Raw genomic sequence first — 18,880 nt, 5'->3', positions numbered from 1 at the left:
TCGGCGACGAGAAGTGGCAACGACAGGACGGCGATCTTCCGGGACACCGCTTTCCCGCCCTGTGCGTGAATGCGCGAAGTACCGTCACCGCTCCCCCTGAAGCATTCAGGCTACCGGTGGACATTCCTGTTCAAAGGGGACGGGGGACGGCGAACTCAGTTTCCGCGTGTGTTCAGTGAGGCCAGGTAGGCGTTGTACGCCTCGAGTTCCTTGTCCCCGTCCCGGTCGGCGGCGCGGTCCTCGCGCTTCGCCTGCCGCTGGTCCGAGGCGTACCACTGGAACAGCAGCGCGAGCAGCACCAGGACGGAGGGGACTTCGCTGAACGCCCAGGCGATGCCGCCGGCCGCGTTCTGGTCGGACAGGGCCTCGACCCCGAGCGAGGCGGGCGGGTTCTCGAACGTCGTGACCATCGGGGTGGACGCCATCATCAGCGCGATGCCGAAGAACGCGTGGAACGGCATGCCCGCGAACAGCTCCAGCATCCGCATCAGATACCCCGGCCGGTGCGGCCCCGGGTCCACACCCATGATCGGCCAGAAGAAGACCAGGCCGACGGCGAGGAAGTGCACCATCATCGCGATGTGCCCCGGCCCGGAGTCCATCAGGAAGTCGAAGAGCGGAGTGAAGTACAGGCCGTACAGGCTGGCGATGAACATCGGGATGGTGAACACCGGGTGGGTGACGACCCGCATGTAGCGGCTGTGCAGCAGCATCAGCAGCAGCTCACGCGGCCCCTTGCGGCCCCGTCCGGCCGGCGGCAGCGCGCGCAGGGCGAGGGTGATCGGGGCGCCGAGCAGGATCAGGATCGGCGACACCATGCTGATCACCATGTGCTGCACCATGTGCACGCTGAACATGACCATGCCGTAGTCGTTCAGCCTGGTGCACATCATGAGCCCGATGCTCAGCACACCGGTGACGAACGCGACGGTCCGTCCCACCGGCCACTTGTCGCCGCGCCGGACCAGACGGACCACGCCCCAGCCGTACAGCGCCAGCCCCAGCAGGCAGGCGACGAGGAAGAAACCGTCCGCCGACCAGGCGAGCCCCCGCCCCAGCGTGAACGGCGGCAGATCCATGGTCGTGCCGTGCCCGCTGTGATCCATCCACCGGCTCCTGTTTCGTGCAGGTTACGCGCAATCTGTCCGCACTCAGAGTACGGCCGACCCCGGCCACGCCTGTGACCGGGGTCGGCAAAGCGCCCTCGGGGGCGCGGGGCTGTACGGACATGCGGCTGCGCCGTGCGGGCGCGATCGACCACCCACGGCCCGCACCCGCGGCGGACCGCCACGGCTTGGGCCCTACCGGCGTCTCACAGAACGCACTCCGCTTCCGCGTACCGCGATTCCGGCACCGTCTTCAGCGTCTCGACCGCCTCGGCGAGGGACACCATCACGATGTCCGTGCCCCGCAGCGCGGTCATCCGCCCGAACTCCCCCCGGTGCACCGCCTCCACCGCGTGCCACCCGAACCGCGTCGCCAGCACCCGGTCGTACGCCGTGGGCGTCCCGCCCCGCTGCACGTGCCCGAGGATCACCGGCCGCGCCTCCTTGCCGAGCCGCGACTCCAGCTCCAGGGAGAGCTGCCGCGCGATCCCGGCGAACCGCTCGTGGCCGTAGACGTCCTTGCCGCCCTCGTCGAAGTCCATGGTCCCGGCCTTCGGCTTGGCCCCCTCCGCGGCGACCACGATCGCGAACCGCTTGCCGGCCGAGAACCGCTCGCCGACCTTCGCGGTCAGCTCGTCGATGTCGAAGGGCCGCTCGGGGACGACGACGGCGTGCGCGCCGGCCGCCATGCCGGAGTGCAGGGCGATCCAGCCCGTGTGCCGGCCCATGACCTCGACGATCAGCACCCGCTGGTGCGACTCGGCGGTGGTCTTCAGCCGGTCCAGGGCCTCGGTCGCCACGCCGACGGCCGTGTCGAAGCCGAAGGTGACGTCGGTGACGGCGATGTCGTTGTCGATGGTCTTCGGCACACCCACTATCGGCAGGCCGTTGTCCGACAGCAGCCGGGCCGCCTTCAGCGTGCCCTCACCGCCGATCGGGATGATCGCGTCGAGGCCGAGTTCCCGGACGTGCCCCTTGGCCCGCTCCACGCCGTCCCGCAGATGCTCGGGACGCACCCGGGAGGAGCCGAGGACGGTGCCGCCGAGGGCGAGGATGCCGCTCACCGCGTCGAGGTCGAGCTTGAGGTAGTCGCACTCCAGGAGGCCCTTCCAGCCGTCCCGGAAGCCGATGACCTCGTCGCCGTGGTCGACGACGGCACGGTGCACGACGGACCGGATGACGGCGTTCAGGCCGGGGCAGTCGCCGCCGGACGTGAGGACACCAATGCGCATAGCCCGAAACAACCTTCTCGATGTGGGCCGGGACCGGACCGCGCTGTCCGGCTCGATCACCGCCACCCTAGCCGCTCCGGGGGGCGGGACAGCACCTGGCGTCCGCCTGCTGGACGACCCCGCTCACCTGTGCGGACCAGCCGTCAGACGGGCCGGCCGGGCCCGTCCGACGCCCAGGTGTCCGCGCTCCGCGGACGGGGTCCGCGGACCTGCTCAGGCGGTCTGCTGCGCCGCCGCGATGCGCTCGTTGCGCAGCGCCTCGTACCAGCGGTCGTCGGTCGGCGGCAGCGCGTTGACGTCGAGCGCGAGCTTCAGCAGCAGGTCCGCGATCTGCGGGTTGCGGGCCAGCACCGGACCGTGCATGTACGTGCCGAAGACGGTCTCGTTGAACGCGCCCTCCGTGCCGTCCCCGGTGCCGTTGCCGTTGCCGAAGCGCACCTGGGCGAGCGGGCGGGCCGTGGGGCCCAGGTGGGTGACGCCCTGGTGGTTCTCGAACCCGGTCAGCGGGGGCAGCCCCAGCTGCGGGTTGACGTCCCCCAGCACGTCGCCCACGCACCGGGCGCCCTCACCGCGTACCGAGACCACGTCGAGCAGGCCGAGACCGGGCTCGCGCTGGCCGAGGTCGTTGATGAACTCGTGGCCGAGGATCTGGTACCCGGCGCAGACCGAGAAGACGATCGCGCCGTTCCCCACCGCCCGGTGCAGACCGCCGTCCCGGCGCAGCCGCTCGGCGGCCAGCCGCTGCGGACGGTCCTCGCCGCCGCCGATCAGGTAGATGTCGCCGGAGGTCGGGATCGGCTGGTCGCTGCGGACGTCGAGCCGCGCCACGTCCAGGCCGCGCTGCCGCGCCCGGCGCTCCACGACGAGGACGTTGCCCTGGTCGCCGTACGTGCTGAGCAGGTCCGGGTAGATCCACACGACCCGCAGCTGGTTGTCGCTCACTTCAAGTCCCCTGGGGTGTCGTTGGTCAGTTGCCGACGCGGCGGCGCAGGTCCTGGAACGCGGTGTAGTTGGCGATGACCTCGATCCGGCCCGGCGGGCACAGCTGCACCGCCTGGTCGAGGTTCTCGCAGACCTGGAACTGCTGGTCCGCGACCTCCAGGCGCACCGCGAGGTCCAGCTTCCGGTCGCCGACGACACAGATCGGGTGGCCGGTCAGCCGGGTGTAGTCGACGTCCCACAGCCAGGAGGTGTCGGTGCCGTCGGCGGAACGCGCGTTCACCGAGAGGATCACCGGCGTGGGCGGCGGGTCGATCAGCGAGAACGTCTCGAGCCAGCCCGCGGGGTTCTTGGCGAGCAGCAGGCGCAGGTCACGGCCCTCGAACTGCACGACGTCGTAGCGGCCGGCCACGGCCTGGACCTGGTACATGCGCTCCAGGGCGACCTGCGGCGGCACCCCGAAGACGGCGGCGACGGCCGCGGAGCTCGCGGCGTTGGCCTTGTTGGCACGGCCCGGCAGCTGGAGGTGGATCGGCCAGGCGGAGCCGTGCGGGTCGAGCACGTGGTCGCCGGAGAGCGCCCAGCTCGGAGTGGGCCGGCGGAAGCCGCACTCGCCGCAGAACCAGTCGTCGCCCGGGCGCTGCATCACACCGCCGCAGGACGGGCAGGACCAGGCGTCGTCCTTCCACATCTGGCCGGCGGCGACCCAGATCACGTTGGGGGAGGAGGACGCGGCCCACACCACCAGCGGGTCGTCGGCGTTGGCGACGATCACGGCCTTGGTTCCGGCCAGGCCCTCGCGCCAGTTCTCCGCGAGCATCCGGGTCTCGGCGGCCCGGTCCAGCTGGTCGCGGGAGAGGTTGAGCAGGGCGATGCACTTGGGGTCGGTGTCCCGGGCGACGCCCGCGAGGTACTTCTCGTCGACCTCGATGACGCCGAACTTGGCGTCCGAGCCGCCGGCCAGCGCCGAGGTGATGCCGGCCGGCATGTTGGCGCCGAGCGCGTTGGAGACGACGGGTCCCGCGGCCCGCAGCGCCTCGGCGATGAGCCGGGTGGTGGTGGTCTTGCCGTTGGTCGCCGAGACCAGGACGCAGTCCAGGTTCTGCGCGAGCCGGGCGAGGAGATCGGGGTCGAGCTTGAGCGCCACCCGGCCGCCGATCACCGAACCGCTGCCGCGCCCGGCGGCGCGGGATGCCGCCGCGACCGCCTTGCCCGCGGTCACGGCCAGCTTGGCCCGCGGCGTGAGCGGGTCCGAGTTGCCTGCCATCAGTTCTCGATCCTCCTTGCGTACGCGCCGCATCTGTGCCTGACGGCCACGTGGTGAGACCTCAGCCTATCGAGATCCATTCGCACTCCTGAACCGCGGCACCATCGTGAGACGGGCGCTGCTGGTAGGACCGTACTCTTGCCGTCATGCGACACGGCTCCATCCCCGGCGTCCACGGACGTGTGCGGCCCCTCACCCTGCTCGGCGGCCCGGTGCTGCACGCGCCCTGCCGGGAGGTCACCGACTTCGGCCCGGAACTCGCCCGCCTGGTGGACGACTTGTTCGCCACGATGTACGCGGCGCGGGGCGTGGGCCTGGCCGCCAACCAGATCGGCGTGCCGCTCAGGGTGTTCGTCTACGACTGCCCGGACGACGAGGACGTCCGCCACCTGGGCCATGTGGTGAACCCGGGGCCGGTCGAGACGGACGGGGTGGTGGTGCGCGGCCCGGAGGGCTGTCTGTCCCTGCCCGGCCTGGAGGCGGGGACGGAGCGGTACGACCACGCGGTCGTCGAGGGCTTCACGGTGACCGGCGAGCCGGTCACCGTCCACGGCACCGGGTTCTTCGCCCGGTGCCTGCAGCACGAGTGCGACCACCTGGAGGGCAGGATCTACGCCGACCGTCTGACGGGGCGGCGGCGCCGCAGGCTCATGCGGCAGGTGAGCCGGGCCTCCTGGCGCCGGCCGGATTGAGCGGTCAGAATCCGGGTCCGCCGACCTTGTCGCCCGCGGCGGCCAGCCGCCCCCACAGCAGGTCCGCCAGGCTGCGCACCAATTCGGCCCGGGAGCAGGGGCGCTCGCCGAGCCACCAGTCGCCTGCCGCGTGCATCATGCCGACGATGCCGTGCCCCCACACCCGGGCCAGCTGCCGGCCGCCCGGCCCGAGGTCCAGTCGTTCCCCGATGACCTGGGCCAGCTCCTCGCCCATCCGGCGCAGCAGCGGAGCCGAGTGCTTGCCGACGTCGAAGCCCTGGTCGCTCTGCGACTCCTCCGCCGGGTGCATCAGGAACCGGTACACCTGGGGCCGTGCCTCGATCGCCGAGAGGTAGGTGTCCAGGGTGGCCTCGACCCGTTCGCGCCGGTCCGCCGGGGCGTCCAGCGCGGCCCGCAGCGAGTCCAGGAGGGCGTCGGTGTGCCGTTTGGCCAGGGCGGCGTAGAGTCCCCCCTTGTCACCGAAGTGCCGGTAGAGGATCGGCTTGGTGATGCCTGCCTCGGCGGCGATCGCGTTCATCGAGGCCTGCGGGCCGTCGCGGAGCACCACCCGGTCGGCGGCCTCCAGCAGCTCGCGCCGGCGTCGGTCGGCGGACCGCTGCTGGTCGGTCCGCTGTGTGGTGTTCATGAGCTCTCCCCACCCGTGCTGATTCGGTGACGCCTGCGCAAACTAACACTGAAGGCGATCCGCTCCTCGAACGGGATGCCGACGGTCCCGGGGAGTTGACTTTCCCTACCCGCTGGTAACAGACTCGGTGTTACCGCAAGTAACATGCATGTGCGCCGCTGGAGGGGTCATGGCCGAGTTCACCATGGAGCTCAACGACGAACAGAAGGAGGTCCGGGACTGGCTGCACGGCTTCGCCGCCGATGTGATCCGCCCCGCGGCCGCCGAATGGGACGAGCGTGAGGAGACCCCCTGGCCGGTCATCCAGGAGGCCGCCAAGGTCGGCATCTACTCCCTGGACTTCTACGCCCAGCAGTACTTCGACGCGACCGGCCTCGGCATCCCGATGGCCATGGAGGAGCTCTTCTGGGGCGACGCCGGCATCGCCCTGTCGATCGTCGGCACCGGTCTGGCCGCCGTCGGCGTCCTCGCCAACGGCACCGAGGAGCAGATCGGCACCTGGATCCCCCAGATGTACGGCGACGCCGACGACGTCAAGGTCGCCGCGTTCTGCTCCTCCGAGCCCGACGCCGGCTCCGACGTGGCCTCGATGCGCACCCGCGCGGTCTACGACGAGGCCAAGGACGAGTGGGTGATCAACGGCACCAAGACCTGGGCCACCAACGGCGGCATCGCCAACGTCCACGTCGTGGTCGCCGTCGTCGACCCGGACCTCGGATCCAAGGGTCACGCCTCCTTCATCATCCCGCCGAACACCCCCGGCTGCTCCCAGGGCCAGAAGTTCAAGAAGCACGGCATCCGCGCCTCGCACACCGCCGAGGTCATCCTGGACGATGTGCGCGTCCCCGGCTCCTGCCTGCTCGGCGGCAAGGAGAAGCTGGACGAGCGCCTCGCCCGCGCCCGTGAGAAGGCCGGGAAGGGCGGAATGGGGAGGGTCAAGAACGCCGCCATGGCCACCTTCGAGGCGTCCCGCCCCGCCGTCGGCGCCATGGCCGTGGGCACCGCCCGCGCGGCCTACGAGGCCGCCCTGGAGTACGCCACCACGCGCGAGCAGTTCGGCCGTCCGATCATCGACAACCAGGGCGTCGCCTTCCAGCTCGCCGACATGCGCACCCAGATCGACGCCGCCCGCCTCCTGGTGTGGCGCGCCTCCTGGATGGCGATCAACGGCAAGCCGTTCACGGCAGCCGAGGGCTCGATGTCCAAGCTGTTCGCCAGCGAGACCGCCAAGAAGGTCACCGCCCAGGCGATCCAGATCCTCGGCGGCAACGGCTACACCCGCGAGTACCCGGTGGAGCGCATGCACCGCGACGCCGCGATCTACACCATCTTCGAGGGCACGAGCGAGATCCAGCGCCTGGTGATCGCCCGCACCCTGTCGGGCGTGCCCATCCGCTGAGGCGGCCCCCGGACGACCCGGCGGTGCGGGCGGCACCGCCGGGTTACCGCCTCCCCCCTCCCGGGGAACGCTCGTGGGTGACCGACACGAGGGAGGACGCGATGACACGCACGGCCCGGGAACTGCTGGAGACGACGACGAGGGAACTCGCTCCCGACCCGCGCTCCAATCCCCTCGTGCCCCTGATCGCCCGCGGCGAGGCGGACCGCGCCGTCCTGGCCGCGCTGGCCCTGGAACAGAGCCGGGTGATCCCGGCGGACCGCCGCGCCTTCCTGCATCTGGCGGAGCGGGCCGCCCCGGAGCCGGCCGCGTACTTCACCGCCCTGGCCGAGGGCGAGGCCCTGGCGGAGCAGCACCTGCGGACGTTCGCGGCGGCGTGCGGCGTGGACGGGGCTCGCGCGTCGGCCTACGCCCCGCTGCCGGGCTGCCAGGCCTACCCCGCGTACGTCGCCTGGCTGGCCCTCAACGCGGACCCGACCGACGCGGTCCTGGCCCTGACCGCCAACTTCTCCGCCTGGGGCGGCTACTGCGCGACGATCGCGCAGGCCCTGCGCACCCACTACGGCTTCACGGAAGAGGCGTGCGCGTTCTTCGACTTCTTCGCGGAACCGGCCCCGCCCCTGGACACCCTGGCCACGGAGGCCGTCCGGAGGGGGCTGGAGGAGGGAAGCCTGGACGAAACCCGCGCACACCAGTACGCCCATGCGCTCCAGATCTACGAGGCGATGTTCTGGAGGGCGCTGGCGCAACCGGTCTGACAGGGGCGCGGGGGAGCGCGCGACGAACAGCCGACCGTCCGCACGCGGCAGCGGGGCGCCGTGTCCTACGGCGTCCCGCTGCTGTGGGCGATGCACGCCACGTCGATCCGGTCGGCGAGCTTCGCGAGCTCGATGGTCAGCGCGGCCACCGTGTCCTCGTCGAGCCCGTCCTCCCCCGCCTCGACAAGCCGGACCCACCGCCCGCCCACCGTACGCAGCAGCTTGCTGACATCGGCGGCGGCCACCTGCAAGGTCCCGCGGTCGTCGACGATCAGAGGCAGAGTCACTTCGCGGTTCACAGTCGGGATCGTAACCGCGCGGCCGTCACGCACCCTGCCAAACCGTGGTGATGTTGCAGAACTCGCGGATTCCGTGCCCGGACAGCTCACGTCCGTAACCCGACCGCTTCACCCCGCCGAAGGGGAAGGCCGGATGGGACGCCGTCATCCCGTTCACGTACACGCTTCCCGCATCCAGGTCCCGTACGAACCGGTCGACCTCCGCCTCGTCGCGGGTCCAGACGTTGGAGCTCAGCCCGAAGTCGGTGTCGTTGGCGATCAGGACCGCCTCGTCGACGTCCGCCGCGCGGTACAGCGTGGCCACCGGGCCGAAGGCCTCCTCGCGGTGGATGCGCATCTCCCGGCCGATGCCGGCCAGGACGGTCGGCGGGTAGAACCAGCCGGGCCCGTCGGGGCGCTCGCCGCCGCACAGCACGGTGGCGCCCGCGCGGACGGCGTCGTCGACCAGTTCCTCCAGATCGTCCCGGCCCCGTTCGCTGGAGAGCGGGCCGACGTCGGTCTCCTCGTCCGTCGGATCGCCGACCCTCAACGCCTTCATGCCCGCGACGAACCGCTCGGCGAAGGCGTCGTAGACGTCCGCGTGCACGATGAACCGCTTGGCGGCGATGCAGGACTGCCCCGCGTTCTGCGTCCGCGCGGTGACCGCGACCTCGGCGGCCCGGTCCAGGTCGGCGGAGGGCATGACCACGAACGGGTCGCTGCCGCCCAGCTCCAGCACCGTCTTCTTGATCATCTCCCCGGCGGTGGAGGCGACCGCCCGGCCCGCGGGCTCGCTCCCGGTGAGGGTGGCCGCCTTCACCCGCTCGTCCCGCAGGATGTCGTCGACCGCGGCGGAGCCGATGAGCAGGGTCTGGAAGCAGCCCTCGGTGAAGCCCGCGCGGTGGAAGAGGTCCTCCAGGTACAGCGCGGTCTGCGGCACGTTCGAGGCGTGCTTGAGCAGTCCCACGTTGCCCGCCATCAGCGCGGGCGCGGCGAACCGCACCACCTGCCACAGCGGGAAGTTCCACGGCATCACGGCGAGCACCGGGCCGAGCGGCCGGTAGCGCACCAGGACCCGGGAGGCGCCGGAGTCCTTCACGTCGGTGGCGTCGGGTTCCTCGTCGGCGAGGAGCCGCGCCGCGTGATCGGCGTACCAGTGCATCGCCTTGGCGCACTTCGCGGCCTCCGCACGGGCCTGGGTGATCGGCTTGCCCATCTCCGTGGTGATCACCCGGCCGATGGTCTCCCGGTCCTCGTCGAGGATCTCGGCGGCCCGGTGCATCAGGCGGGCGCGCTCGTCGAAGGTCGTCGTCCGGTACGTGCGGAACGTGGCCTCCGCGAGCTGGATCCGGTGCCCGATCTCCTCCTCGTCCATGGGGTGGTACGTCTTGACCGTCTCCCCGTTCGCCGGGTTCACCGTGGCGATGTGCATCGCTGACCTCCCTGGGGCGGGCTGTGCCTTCCGACCTTCCCGCGCGGTGGTGGGCGGCGCAACGCGGGAGGTCTCCTCAGGGCGAGTGCTCCGCCAGGCGGTCGAGAAACGCGGCCTGCGCGCCGACGATCACGCCGCGGGCCCGCTCCAGGGGGAACCACGCCACCCGGTCCAGCTCCGGGAACTCCTGGACCCGCCCCGATCCCGGCGGCCACTCCATCGCGAAGGTGCCGGGGACGACCGCCGCCGGATCGAGGTCCGCCTCCACCGCCCAGGCCGTGACGGTCTTCCCGCCGGACTGCCGGACCTCCCCGAGCGGCAGCGCCTTCCCGTCCGGCGGCTCCAGCCCCAGCTCCTCCCGGAACTCGCGGCGCGCCGCCTCCCAGGCAGGCTCACCGGGGTCGTACTCGCCCTTCGGCACGGTCCACGCCCCGCTCTCCCGCCGGGCGAAGAACGGGCCGCCCATATGACCGAGCAGCACCTCGACGCCCTGACCGGTGTGCCGGAACAACAGCAGCCCGGCGCTCCGGGCGCCCTTCACGGCCGTACCCCGGGATGCGCGGCGAGCAGGGCCTCGACCGTGTCCGCCTCCTCCGGGCGCTTGTCCTCGCGGTAGCGGATCACGCGGGCGAACCGGAGGGCGACCCCGGCCGGGTAGCGGGTGGAACGCTGGAGCCCGTCGTAGGCGATCTCCACGACGAGTTCGGGGCGCACCGTCACGACGTGTCCGCTCTCGTCGACCGCCAGCTCCCGCAGCCGTTCGGTCTGCCAGGCCAGCACCGCGTCGGTCAGGCCCTTGAAGGTCTTGCCGAGCATGGCGAAGCCGCCGTCGGAGGTGCGGGCGCCCAGGTGCAGGTTGGAGAGCTTCCCGGTGCGGCGGCCGTGGCCCCACTCGGCGGCCAGCACCACCAGGTCGAGCGTGTGGACGGGCTTGACCTTCAGCCAGGACGCGCCGCGCCGGCCCGCGCTGTAGGGGGCGTCCAGGCCCTTGGCCACGACGCCCTCGTGGCCGCGTTCCAGCGTCCCGGCGAGGAACTCCTCGGCCGCGCCCAGGTCCCCGGGGCCGGACACCAGGGTGCGGCGCACCCGCAGGGGCTCCGGGACCAGCCGGGCCAGCTCCGCGTGGCGCTCGCCGAACGGCAGGTCCAGCAGGTCGCTGCCGTCGACGGAGAGCGCGTCGAAGAAGACGGGGGAGACGGGTACCTCCCGTGCGGCCGCGGCCACGTCCACCCGGGAGCCGACCCGTCCGGCGGTCTCCTGGAAGGAGCGGGGGCGGCCGTCCTCGCCGAAGGAGATCACCTCCCCGTCCAGGATGAACCGCTCGCCCCGCAACTCCCGTGCCACAGCCGTCACTTCCGGCAGCCGGGCGGTGATGTCGTCGAGGGTACGGGTGTACACGCGCACGGTGTCCCCGTCGCGGTGCACCTGGACGCGGATGCCGTCCAGCTTCTCCTCCACCGCGCAGGCCCCCAGCTTCTCGACCGCCTCCGCGACCGAGGAGGCGCTGTGCGCCAGCATCGGCAGCACCGGGCGGCCGACGGTGAGCCGGAACCGCTCCAGCGCCCCGGGGCCGCCCGCGAGCAGCGCCTCCGCCACCGACTGGAGCGAACCGGCCAGCATCACGGCCCGCCGCACGTCCGCCGGGGGCGCCCCGGTCGCCCGCGCCAGCCCTTCCACCGCGACCGCGTCCAGGGCGCCCTGCCGGACCTCGCCGGTGAGCAGTCCGGACAGGAACCGCTGCTCGTCCTCGGTGGACGCGCCCAGCAGTTCGCCGACCAGCCGGGCCCGCTCCGCCTGGGAGCCCGGGCCGGACACCCCGCCGAGCGTGGTGAGCAGCGCGTCGACCTCGCGCACCGTCAGGGACGGTTCGGCGGCGGGGGCGACCGGACGGGCCAGCACCTTCCACCCGACCCCGATGCGGCCCTGCGGCAGCCGGCCGGCCAGGTACGGGATGACGACCGGCACGTCGTCCGCCTCCGCCTCCCGGAACAGCTCGGCGAGCAGATCGATCTTCCGGGACCGCGCCGAGACGGCGGCGACCTCCTGGGACACACGGGCCAGCCGGGACAGCAGCATGCAGTCATAGTGCTCCGGAGACGGGCGCTCCACACCCCCGGCCGTCCGGCGCCTACCCGTTCACCGCGGCGTCCAGGCCGGACATCAGCAGGTCCCCGACGATCGCGGCCGCCGCGCGGTAACCGCCGCTCGCCGCGTGCACCACCTGCTCGGCGAAGCCGATCGCGTTGCCCGCCGCCCAGACCCCGGGCACCGTGGTCAGGCCGGTCGGGTCGACCACCGGGTACGTGCCGAAGGGGGTCTCGTTCATCTCGGCGCCCAGCCGCTCCAGCAGGCTCGTCCGCGGCACCGGACGCGGCCCGACGAACAGCACGGAACGGGCGTGCGTGGTGCCGTCGGCCAGCCGCACCCCGGTGAGCCGGTCGTCCTCGACCACCAGTTCCGCGACCTCTCCGGGCACCACCTCGACCCCGGCGGCGGCCAGCCGGCGCAGGTCCTGGTCGGACAGCTCCTCCTCGGCGACCCGGTGCAGGAAGAAGGTGACGTCCTTCGACCACTGGGACACCATCAGCGCCTGGTGCACGCTCGCCGCGCTCGACGCGAGCACACCGAACGGCTCGTCGCGCACCTCCCAGCCGTGGCAGAACGGGCAGTGCAGCACGTCCCGCCCGAACCGCTCGGCGACCCCGGGGACCGCCGGCATCTCGTCCTTCAGCCCGGTGGCGACGACCAGCCGCCGGGCCCGTACGGCCGGTCCCTGTTCGAGTACGACGGTGAAGTCCCCGTCCCGGGCGACGTCCGTGACCCGGTCCTGGACGAGCTCCACGCCGTAGCGCGCGATCTCCTCCCGGCCCAGCGCCAGGAACTCGGCCGGCGCCATCCCGTCCCGGGACAGATAGCCCTGCATGTGGGACGAGGGCGCGTTGCGGGGCTCGCCCGCGTCGACGACCAGCGTGCGGTGCCGGGCCCGGCCGAGCACCAGCGCGGCGGACAGTCCCGCCGCCCCGCCGCCGACGACGACCACGTCGTACGTCTCGTTTCCGAATGTCTCGTTCATCGTGACCACCTCCACCACGACGGTGGCCCAGGAGCTGCCGCATTGACAAACGACTTTGCCGAACCTGCAATATCCGTATGACTACGGACGACGTTCTTACGGAAGTGGGCCCCCGGCTGCGGCGGATCAGGAAGGAGCGGGAGGTGACCCTCACGGCGCTGTCCGAGGCGACCGGCATCTCCGTGAGCACCCTCTCCCGGCTGGAGTCCGGGCTGCGCAGACCCAGTCTGGAACTGCTGCTGCCGATCGCCCAGGCACACCAGGTGCCACTGGACGAACTGGTCGGCGCGCCGCCGGTCGGCGACCCGCGCATCCGCGCATCCGCGCCGATCGTGCGCCACGGCCGCACCCACTGGCCGCTCACCCGTCAGCCCGGCGGTCTCCAGGCGTACAAGGTGCTGGAGCCGAAGCGGAGACTCGAACCCGAGCCGCGTACCCACGAGGGCTACGAGTGGCTGTACGTGCTGTCCGGGAAGCTGCGGCTGGTGCTCGGCGAGCACGACGTGGTGCTGGCGGCGGGGGAGGCGGCCGAGTTCGACACGCGCGTGCCGCACTGGTTCGGTTCGACGGGGGAGGGGCCCGTGGAGTTCCTCAGCCTGTTCGGGCCGCAGGGGGAGCGGATGCACGTGCGGGCGCGGCCCAGGCGGTCGTGACGGACGGGAATCGCGGCGTGCGGGACGAGACTGTTCCCCGATGGGCAAGCGACCGCTTAGTATGCGGTGGACCCGGTCAGGCGAACACGACGTTCACACTCCCGTGGAGGCCCCGCATGCAGGCATGGCAAGTGCACGAGCTCGGCGAGCCGGGCGAGGTGATGCGCCTCGTGGAGGCGGAGCGGCCGGCGCCCGGTGACGGGCAGGTCCTGCTGAAGGTGCGTGCCGCCAACGTCAACTTCCCGGACGCCCTGATGTGCCGGGGCCAGTACCAGGTCAGGCCGCCGCTGCCGTTCACCCCCGGCGTGGAGGTCTGCGGTGAGACCGAGGACGGGCGCCGCGTGATCGCCAATCCCGTGCTGCCGTACGGCGGCTTCGCCGAGTACGCCGTCGCGGACGCCGCCGCGCTGCTGCCCGCGCCCGAGGCGCTGGACGACGCCGAGGCCGCCGCCCTGCACATCGGCTACCAGACCGGCTGGTTCGGTCTGCACCGCAGGGCCGGTCTGGAGGCCGGCGAGACCCTGCTCGTGCACGCCGCCGCGGGAGGGGTCGGCAGTGCGGCCGTGCAGCTCGGCAAGGCGGCGGGCGCCACCGTCATCGGCGTGGTCGGCGGCGCCGCGAAGGCGTCCGTCGCCCGTGAGCTGGGCTGCGACGTGGTGATCGACCGGCGCGAGCAGGACGTCGTCGCCGCCGTGAAGGAGGCCACCGGCGGCCGGGGCGCCGACGTGGTCTACGACCCCGTCGGCGGCCAGGCCTACGCCCAGTCCGCCAAGGCCGTCGCCTTCGAGGGCCGGATCGTCGTCGTCGGCTTCGCGAGCGGGTCCATCCCGAGCCCCGCCCTGAACCACGCCCTCGTCAAGAACTACGCGATCCTCGGCCTGCACTGGGGCCTGTACAACACCAGGAATCCCAAGCTGGTTCAGCACTGCCACGAACAGCTCACCGAACTCGCCGCGCGGGGCGCGATCAGGCCGCTGGTGAGCGAGCGGGTGCCGCTCGCCGGGGCCGCCGACGCCGTGCGGCGGGTCGCGGACGGCGTCACCACCGGGCGCGTCGCCGTGCTGCCCTCGCTGGAGAACGGAGCCGCCGCATGACCGACGCCGCCGAACTGCGCCGCCGTACCCAGGAGTTCCTGTCCGCGTACCCACCGTCCCGCACCGGCCGCCTCGACTTCCTGCGCGCCCGCTTCGACGCCGGACTCGCCTGGGTGCACTTCCCCGAAGGACTCGGCGGACTCGGTCTCCCGCGCTCGCTCCAGGCCGTCGTGGACGCCGAACTGGAGGCCGCCGGGGCCCCCGACAACGACCCGCGCCGCATCGGCATCGGCCTGGGCATGGCCGCGCCGACGATCCTCCAGTACGGCACGCAGGAGCAGAAGCGGCGCTTCCTGAAGCCCCTGTGGACCGGCGAGGAGGTCTGGTGCCAGCTCTTCAGCGAGCCGGGCGCCGGATCCGACCTGGCGGCGCTCGGCACCCGTGCCGTCCGGGAGGGCGAGCACTGGGTGGTGAACGGGCAGAAGGTGTGGACGTCCAGCGCCCACCTCGCCCGCTGGGCCATCCTCATCGCCCGCACCGATCCGGACGTGCCCAAGCACCGGGGCATCACGTACTTCGTGTGCGACATGACCGACCCCGGTGTCGAGGTGCGGCCACTGCGCCAGATCACCGGTGAGGCCGAGTTCAACGAGGTCTTCCTCACCGGCGTCCGCATCCCCGACACCCACCGTCTCGGAGAGGTCGGCGACGGCTGGAGGGTCGCGCAGACCACCCTGAACAACGAACGCGTCGCCATCGGCGGCATGCGGCTGCCCCGCGAGGGCGGCATGATCGGCCCGGTCTCGAAGACCTGGCGCGAACGGCCCGAACTGCGCACCCACGACCTGCACCAGCGGCTGCTGAAGCTCTGGGTCGAGGCGGAGGTCGCCCGGCTCACCGGCGAGCGCCTGCGCCAGCAGCTGGTCGCCGGACAGCCCGGCCCCGAGGGCGCCGGCCTGAAGCTCGCCTTCGCCCGCCTCAACCAGGAGATCAGCGGCCTGGAGGTGGAACTGAGGGGCGAGGAGGGCCTGCTGTACGACGACTGGACCATGCGCCGCCCCGAACTGGTCGACTTCACCGGCCGCGACGCCGGCTACCGCTACCTCCGCTCCAAGGGCAACAGCATCGAGGGCGGGACCAGTGAGGTCCTGCTGAACATCGTCGCCGAGCGTGTCCTGGGCCTGCCCGCCGAGCCGCGCACCGACAAGGACGTCGCATGGAAGGACCTGGCCCGATGAGCGATCTCCTGTACTCGGAGGAGGAAGAGGCGCTGCGCGCCGCCGTCCGGGACCTGCTCACCGACCACTGCGACGCGGCGGGCGTGATCGCCCGTACCGAGTCGGACGCCCCGCACGACCTGTCCCTGTGGAAGGTGCTCGCCGACGGCATGGGACTCGCCGGTCTGCTGGTCCCCGAGGACCGGGGCGGCCAGGGCGCCACCCACCGCGAAGCCGCCGTCGTGCTGGAGGAGTTGGGGCGCGCGGTCGCCCCCGTGCCGTATCTGACGAGCGCCGTGGTGGCCACCGAGGCGCTGCTGGCCTGTCAGGACGGCGACGACCTGCTCGCCGAGCTGGCGTCCGGGCGCGGGATCGGCGCCCTCGCCGTCGGCCTGCACACCGCTCCCGGTGCCGCGTTCGCCACCGTACGGACGACGGACGGCACGCTGCACGGGGAGCTGACCGGCATCGCGGACGCCGCCGTCGCCGACGTCCTGCTCGTACCGGCCGACGACGGCGGGCTGTACGCGGTGCGGGCCGACGCGGTCACCGTCACCCCGCAGGTCTCCCTGGACCTGACCCGCCCGGTGGCCCGCGTGCTCCTGGACGGCGCGCCCGGGCGCAGGCTGGGCGACGCGGGGACCGCCGTGCCCCGCGCCCTGCGGGCCGGCGCCGGACTGCTCGCCTCGGAGCAACTCGGCCTCGCCGACTGGTCACTGACGGAGACCGTCCGCCACCTGAAGGACCGCACGCAGTTCAACCGTCCCGTCGGCGGCTTCCAGGCCCTCAAGCACCGGCTCGCCCAGCTCTGGCTGGAGACCGTCAGCCTCCGCGCCGCCGCCCGGGGCGCCGCCGACGCGCTCGCGGCCGGGGAGGACGCCGACGTGGCGGTCGCCGTCGCCCAGGCCTACGCCGCGCCCGTCGCGGTCCGGGCCGCCGAGGAGGCGCTGCAACTGCACGGCGGCATCGGCATGACCTGGGAACACCCGGTGCACCCGCACCTCAAGCGGGCCAAGGCCGACTCGATCGCCTACGGCACGGCGGGCGCCCACCGCGAGGCGCTCGCCGAGCTGGTCGACCTGCGAGCGCCCTGACCGATCGAACCACGGAGGAAGCCCGCCCCCGGGGCGGGCTTCCTCCGTGGTTCGCACCGCTGAGGTGAACACACGACGGCGGATCGGCCAACTCCCCCCGCGGCCCTGCTCTTCGGACACCGGCGGACCCCATACTCACTGAGGTCCCGTCCGGCCCTTCCAGGAAGGCAGAGCATGGCCCTCACCACCCGTCGCAGAGCCCTCACCACCCTCGGCGCCGCCCTCGCCGGCTCGGTCGCCCTCCCCGCGACCCAGGCGCTGGCCGGCGGACGCCAGCACCGCCCCCGCCCGTTGTGGCAGGCCCACGCCCACAACGACTACGAGCACCCCCGTCCCCTCCTCGACGCCCTCGACCACCGCTTCGGCAGCGTCGAGGCCGACATATACCTGGTCGACGGCCAACTCCTGGTCGCCCACGACCCCGAGGACCTCGATCCGTCCCGCACTCTCGAATCCCTCTACCTCGACCCGCTCGCCGCCCGGGTCCGCGCCCACCACGGCTCGGTGTACCGCGGGCACCGCGGGTCGCTCCAGCTGCTGATCGACATCAAGACCGAGGGCGCGTCCACCTATCTCGAGCTCGACCGCCGTCTGCGCCGCTACCGGCACCTGTTCACCACCTGCGCCCACGGCAGGGTGCTGCCCGGACCGGTCACCGTCGTCGTCTCCGGCGACCGCGCGGCCCGTGCCCCCATGGAGGCCCAGCGGGTCCGCCGCGCCTTCTACGACGGCCGGCTCACCGACCTCGGCAGCACCGCACCGGCCTCCTTCGCCCCCCTGATCAGCGACAACTGGACGCTCAACTTCACCTGGCAGGGCGTCGGCGCCTTCCCCGCCGCGGAGCGCCGGAAACTGCGCGGCATCGTGGGCGCCGCCCACGCGCGCGGGCAGCGGGTGCGGTTCTGGGCCACCCCCGACCTGCCGGGCCCCGCCCGCGACGCGCTCTGGGGCGAACTGGTGGCGGCGGACGTCGACCACCTCAACACCGATGACCTCGCGGGCCTGGAATCCTTCCTCGACGCCCACCGGCGGGTGTGACACCACACGTTCGGAGGACAGGCCAGCAGCCCGGACGAACCCTCCGCTACGCCACACTTGCGGCCGAACGCCGCAAAACGGATGTGGCGGAGGAGGTTGACGATGGCCATTTCCATCTCTGTGGTGCTGTTGCTCTCGGTCCTTGCGGTGATCTTCCTGCGCAACAGCGGTCTGAAGATCTCCCACGCGCTGGTCTGTCTGCTGCTCGGTTTCTACCTGGCGAGCACGAGCATCGCGCCCACGATCCACAGCGGCCTCACGGCGACCGCCGACATCGTCGGCGGCCTGCGGCCGTGAGGCCGCCGCGACGGGCGCGGTTCAGCGGTCGGAGACCGCGTCCCGCGGCAGCACGGTGACGCGGTGGAAGTTGCACCCCGCCGGTGCCGGCGGTGCGGAGGGGGATGTGTTCTGGTGCGCCTTGAGGGCGACGCTCACCAGGCTCAGCAGCAGGTCCACGTCCGTGGCGCAGTCCAGATGCACCGTCACCCAGCAGGAGTCCGGCACCAGTTGTATCGCGCTCGACCCGTCCAGGTCGTAGTGGAAGCGCTGGATGGCGCGACGGGTGAGGTGGAGGTCCACGTCCCGCGCCGAGTGGAAGTGGACGATCTCGTCACGGGCGGTGCGGAGTGCCTGCCCCGTACCGCAACCGGCCGGACAGGCCGTGAGATCGGACCAGGTGAGCAGTCTCTCCATGGCTCGCTGTGCCGGTGTCATGACCTCATCGTTACCTGCTAAACGTACGGACACCAGGAGTTGGGCGATTCGTAATCGAGCGGTGAGGTGGTGGGGCGGGCGGGAGCCCGGCACGTGATCATGTCATGGCGGTCGACGGGCTCGTGGCCCGGCGCGGCGTTCCCGTCCTCGCGCGCGACCGGGACGGCCGGAAGCCGAGCGGCGGTGACACCGCCCCCGATCCGCGGCGCCCTGCGGGAGGCGGACCGCGGCCACCGGATGCGGTCCGCGGCCGGCCGCGCGGAACCCGGGGGAGGGCTCGCGCGCGGGTGGTCCGCGTGCTCCGGGGC

General features: G+C 72.4%; 20 protein-coding genes. 9 read left to right on the top strand and 11 right to left on the bottom strand.

Translation table 11 applies throughout. The features are described 5' to 3' along the window. Positions 1–155: 155 nt before the first annotated feature. The 4 genes from ACZ8ZB_RS04985 to ACZ8ZB_RS04970 all read right to left on the bottom strand — a co-directional run bounded on the left by ACZ8ZB_RS04985 (position 156) and on the right by ACZ8ZB_RS04970 (position 4,544). Complete coding sequence (locus ACZ8ZB_RS04985; RefSeq protein WP_470736499.1) at positions 156–1,106, bottom strand: cytochrome c oxidase assembly protein; 951 nt, start codon at positions 1,104–1,106, stop codon at positions 156–158. A 206-nt stretch (positions 1,107–1,312) separates the two neighbouring features. Then, complete coding sequence (locus ACZ8ZB_RS04980; protein ID WP_470736498.1) at positions 1,313–2,338, bottom strand: 6-phosphofructokinase; 1,026 nt, start codon at positions 2,336–2,338, stop codon at positions 1,313–1,315. A gap of 213 nt (positions 2,339–2,551) precedes the next feature. Continuing rightward, entirely contained in the window at positions 2,552–3,280 is a 729-nt protein-coding gene (locus ACZ8ZB_RS04975; protein ID WP_470736497.1) for a type 1 glutamine amidotransferase, read from the bottom strand. A gap of 25 nt (positions 3,281–3,305) precedes the next feature. Next, positions 3,306–4,544 (bottom strand): MurT ligase domain-containing protein, encoded by a 1,239-nt coding sequence (locus ACZ8ZB_RS04970; RefSeq protein ID WP_470736496.1) that lies wholly within the window; start codon positions 4,542–4,544, stop codon positions 3,306–3,308. Between the two features lie 146 nt (positions 4,545–4,690). On the opposite strand from ACZ8ZB_RS04970, the gene def reads away from it, so the two are divergent. Continuing rightward, positions 4,691–5,236 carry a peptide deformylase gene (def, locus tag ACZ8ZB_RS04965; protein WP_470736495.1) on the top strand — a complete coding sequence of 182 codons (546 nt, stop codon included), beginning with the start codon at positions 4,691–4,693 and terminating at the stop codon, positions 5,234–5,236. Between the two features lie 4 nt (positions 5,237–5,240). Here the strand turns inward: def and ACZ8ZB_RS04960 are convergent, their stop codons facing one another. Beyond that, positions 5,241–5,882 (bottom strand): TetR/AcrR family transcriptional regulator, encoded by a 642-nt coding sequence (locus ACZ8ZB_RS04960; protein WP_030822369.1) that lies wholly within the window; start codon positions 5,880–5,882, stop codon positions 5,241–5,243. 169 nt (positions 5,883–6,051) lie between these two features. Here ACZ8ZB_RS04960 and ACZ8ZB_RS04955 point away from each other — a divergent pair, with 169 nt between their 5' ends. Together ACZ8ZB_RS04955 and ACZ8ZB_RS04950 are read left to right on the top strand one after the other, a co-directional pair. Further along, positions 6,052–7,281 (top strand): acyl-CoA dehydrogenase family protein, encoded by a 1,230-nt coding sequence (locus ACZ8ZB_RS04955; protein ID WP_470736494.1) that lies wholly within the window; start codon positions 6,052–6,054, stop codon positions 7,279–7,281. 101 nt (positions 7,282–7,382) lie between these two features. Next, a complete protein-coding gene (locus tag ACZ8ZB_RS04950; protein ID WP_470736493.1) occupies positions 7,383–8,039 on the top strand; it encodes a thiaminase II/PqqC family protein in 657 nt (218 codons plus the stop codon). A 65-nt stretch (positions 8,040–8,104) separates the two neighbouring features. On the opposite strand, the gene ACZ8ZB_RS04945 is transcribed toward ACZ8ZB_RS04950, so the two are convergent. From ACZ8ZB_RS04945 to ACZ8ZB_RS04925, 5 genes are all read right to left on the bottom strand, one after another. Next, the gene (locus ACZ8ZB_RS04945) at positions 8,105–8,338 is read right to left on the bottom strand and encodes a DUF6213 family protein (RefSeq protein WP_371238970.1); all 234 of its coding nucleotides are present in this window, start codon (positions 8,336–8,338) and stop codon (positions 8,105–8,107) included. Between the two features lie 25 nt (positions 8,339–8,363). After that, on the bottom strand, positions 8,364–9,749 hold the full coding sequence (locus tag ACZ8ZB_RS04940) for an NADP-dependent succinic semialdehyde dehydrogenase (protein WP_470736492.1): 1,386 nt from the start codon (positions 9,747–9,749) through the stop codon (positions 8,364–8,366). 76 nt (positions 9,750–9,825) lie between these two features. Continuing rightward, a complete protein-coding gene (locus ACZ8ZB_RS04935; RefSeq protein WP_470736491.1) occupies positions 9,826–10,290 on the bottom strand; it encodes an NUDIX hydrolase in 465 nt (154 codons plus the stop codon). After that, on the bottom strand, positions 10,287–11,825 hold the full coding sequence (locus ACZ8ZB_RS04930) for an ATP-dependent DNA ligase (protein WP_470736490.1): 1,539 nt from the start codon (positions 11,823–11,825) through the stop codon (positions 10,287–10,289). Before ACZ8ZB_RS04930 ends, ACZ8ZB_RS04935 begins: the two co-directional genes overlap by 4 nt. Before the next feature lie 52 nt (positions 11,826–11,877). Continuing rightward, complete coding sequence (locus ACZ8ZB_RS04925) at positions 11,878–12,822, bottom strand: NAD(P)/FAD-dependent oxidoreductase (protein WP_470736489.1); 945 nt, start codon at positions 12,820–12,822, stop codon at positions 11,878–11,880. A gap of 77 nt (positions 12,823–12,899) precedes the next feature. Here ACZ8ZB_RS04925 and ACZ8ZB_RS04920 point away from each other — a divergent pair, with 77 nt between their 5' ends. The 6 genes from ACZ8ZB_RS04920 to ACZ8ZB_RS04895 all read left to right on the top strand — a co-directional run bounded on the left by ACZ8ZB_RS04920 (position 12,900) and on the right by ACZ8ZB_RS04895 (position 18,155). Beyond that, the gene (locus ACZ8ZB_RS04920; RefSeq protein ID WP_470736488.1) at positions 12,900–13,475 is read left to right on the top strand and encodes a helix-turn-helix domain-containing protein; all 576 of its coding nucleotides are present in this window, start codon (positions 12,900–12,902) and stop codon (positions 13,473–13,475) included. 116 nt (positions 13,476–13,591) lie between these two features. Further along, positions 13,592–14,569 carry an NADPH:quinone oxidoreductase family protein gene (locus tag ACZ8ZB_RS04915; RefSeq protein ID WP_470736487.1) on the top strand — a complete coding sequence of 326 codons (978 nt, stop codon included), beginning with the start codon at positions 13,592–13,594 and terminating at the stop codon, positions 14,567–14,569. Next, positions 14,566–15,747 (top strand): acyl-CoA dehydrogenase family protein, encoded by a 1,182-nt coding sequence (locus ACZ8ZB_RS04910; protein WP_470736486.1) that lies wholly within the window; start codon positions 14,566–14,568, stop codon positions 15,745–15,747. Before ACZ8ZB_RS04915 ends, ACZ8ZB_RS04910 begins: the two co-directional genes overlap by 4 nt. Then, positions 15,744–16,820 carry an acyl-CoA dehydrogenase family protein gene (locus tag ACZ8ZB_RS04905; RefSeq protein WP_470736485.1) on the top strand — a complete coding sequence of 359 codons (1,077 nt, stop codon included), beginning with the start codon at positions 15,744–15,746 and terminating at the stop codon, positions 16,818–16,820. Before ACZ8ZB_RS04910 ends, ACZ8ZB_RS04905 begins: the two co-directional genes overlap by 4 nt. A gap of 174 nt (positions 16,821–16,994) precedes the next feature. Beyond that, positions 16,995–17,858, top strand: a complete 864-nt coding sequence (locus ACZ8ZB_RS04900; protein ID WP_470736484.1) for a phosphatidylinositol-specific phospholipase C/glycerophosphodiester phosphodiesterase family protein — start codon at positions 16,995–16,997, stop codon at positions 17,856–17,858. 102 nt (positions 17,859–17,960) lie between these two features. Beyond that, complete coding sequence (locus tag ACZ8ZB_RS04895; RefSeq protein WP_470736483.1) at positions 17,961–18,155, top strand: hypothetical protein; 195 nt, start codon at positions 17,961–17,963, stop codon at positions 18,153–18,155. Between the two features lie 21 nt (positions 18,156–18,176). Here ACZ8ZB_RS04895 and ACZ8ZB_RS04890 read toward each other — a convergent pair whose 3' ends face one another. Further along, positions 18,177–18,572, bottom strand: coding sequence for a luciferase domain-containing protein (locus ACZ8ZB_RS04890; RefSeq protein ID WP_470736482.1), 396 nt, complete (start codon positions 18,570–18,572; stop codon positions 18,177–18,179). Positions 18,573–18,880 lie beyond the last annotated feature (308 nt).

This window comes from Streptomyces sp. 12E, assembly GCF_055633275.1.
The sequence above is the reverse complement of the archived record's forward strand: the minus strand, read 5'-3'. Positions and strand labels throughout refer to the sequence as shown.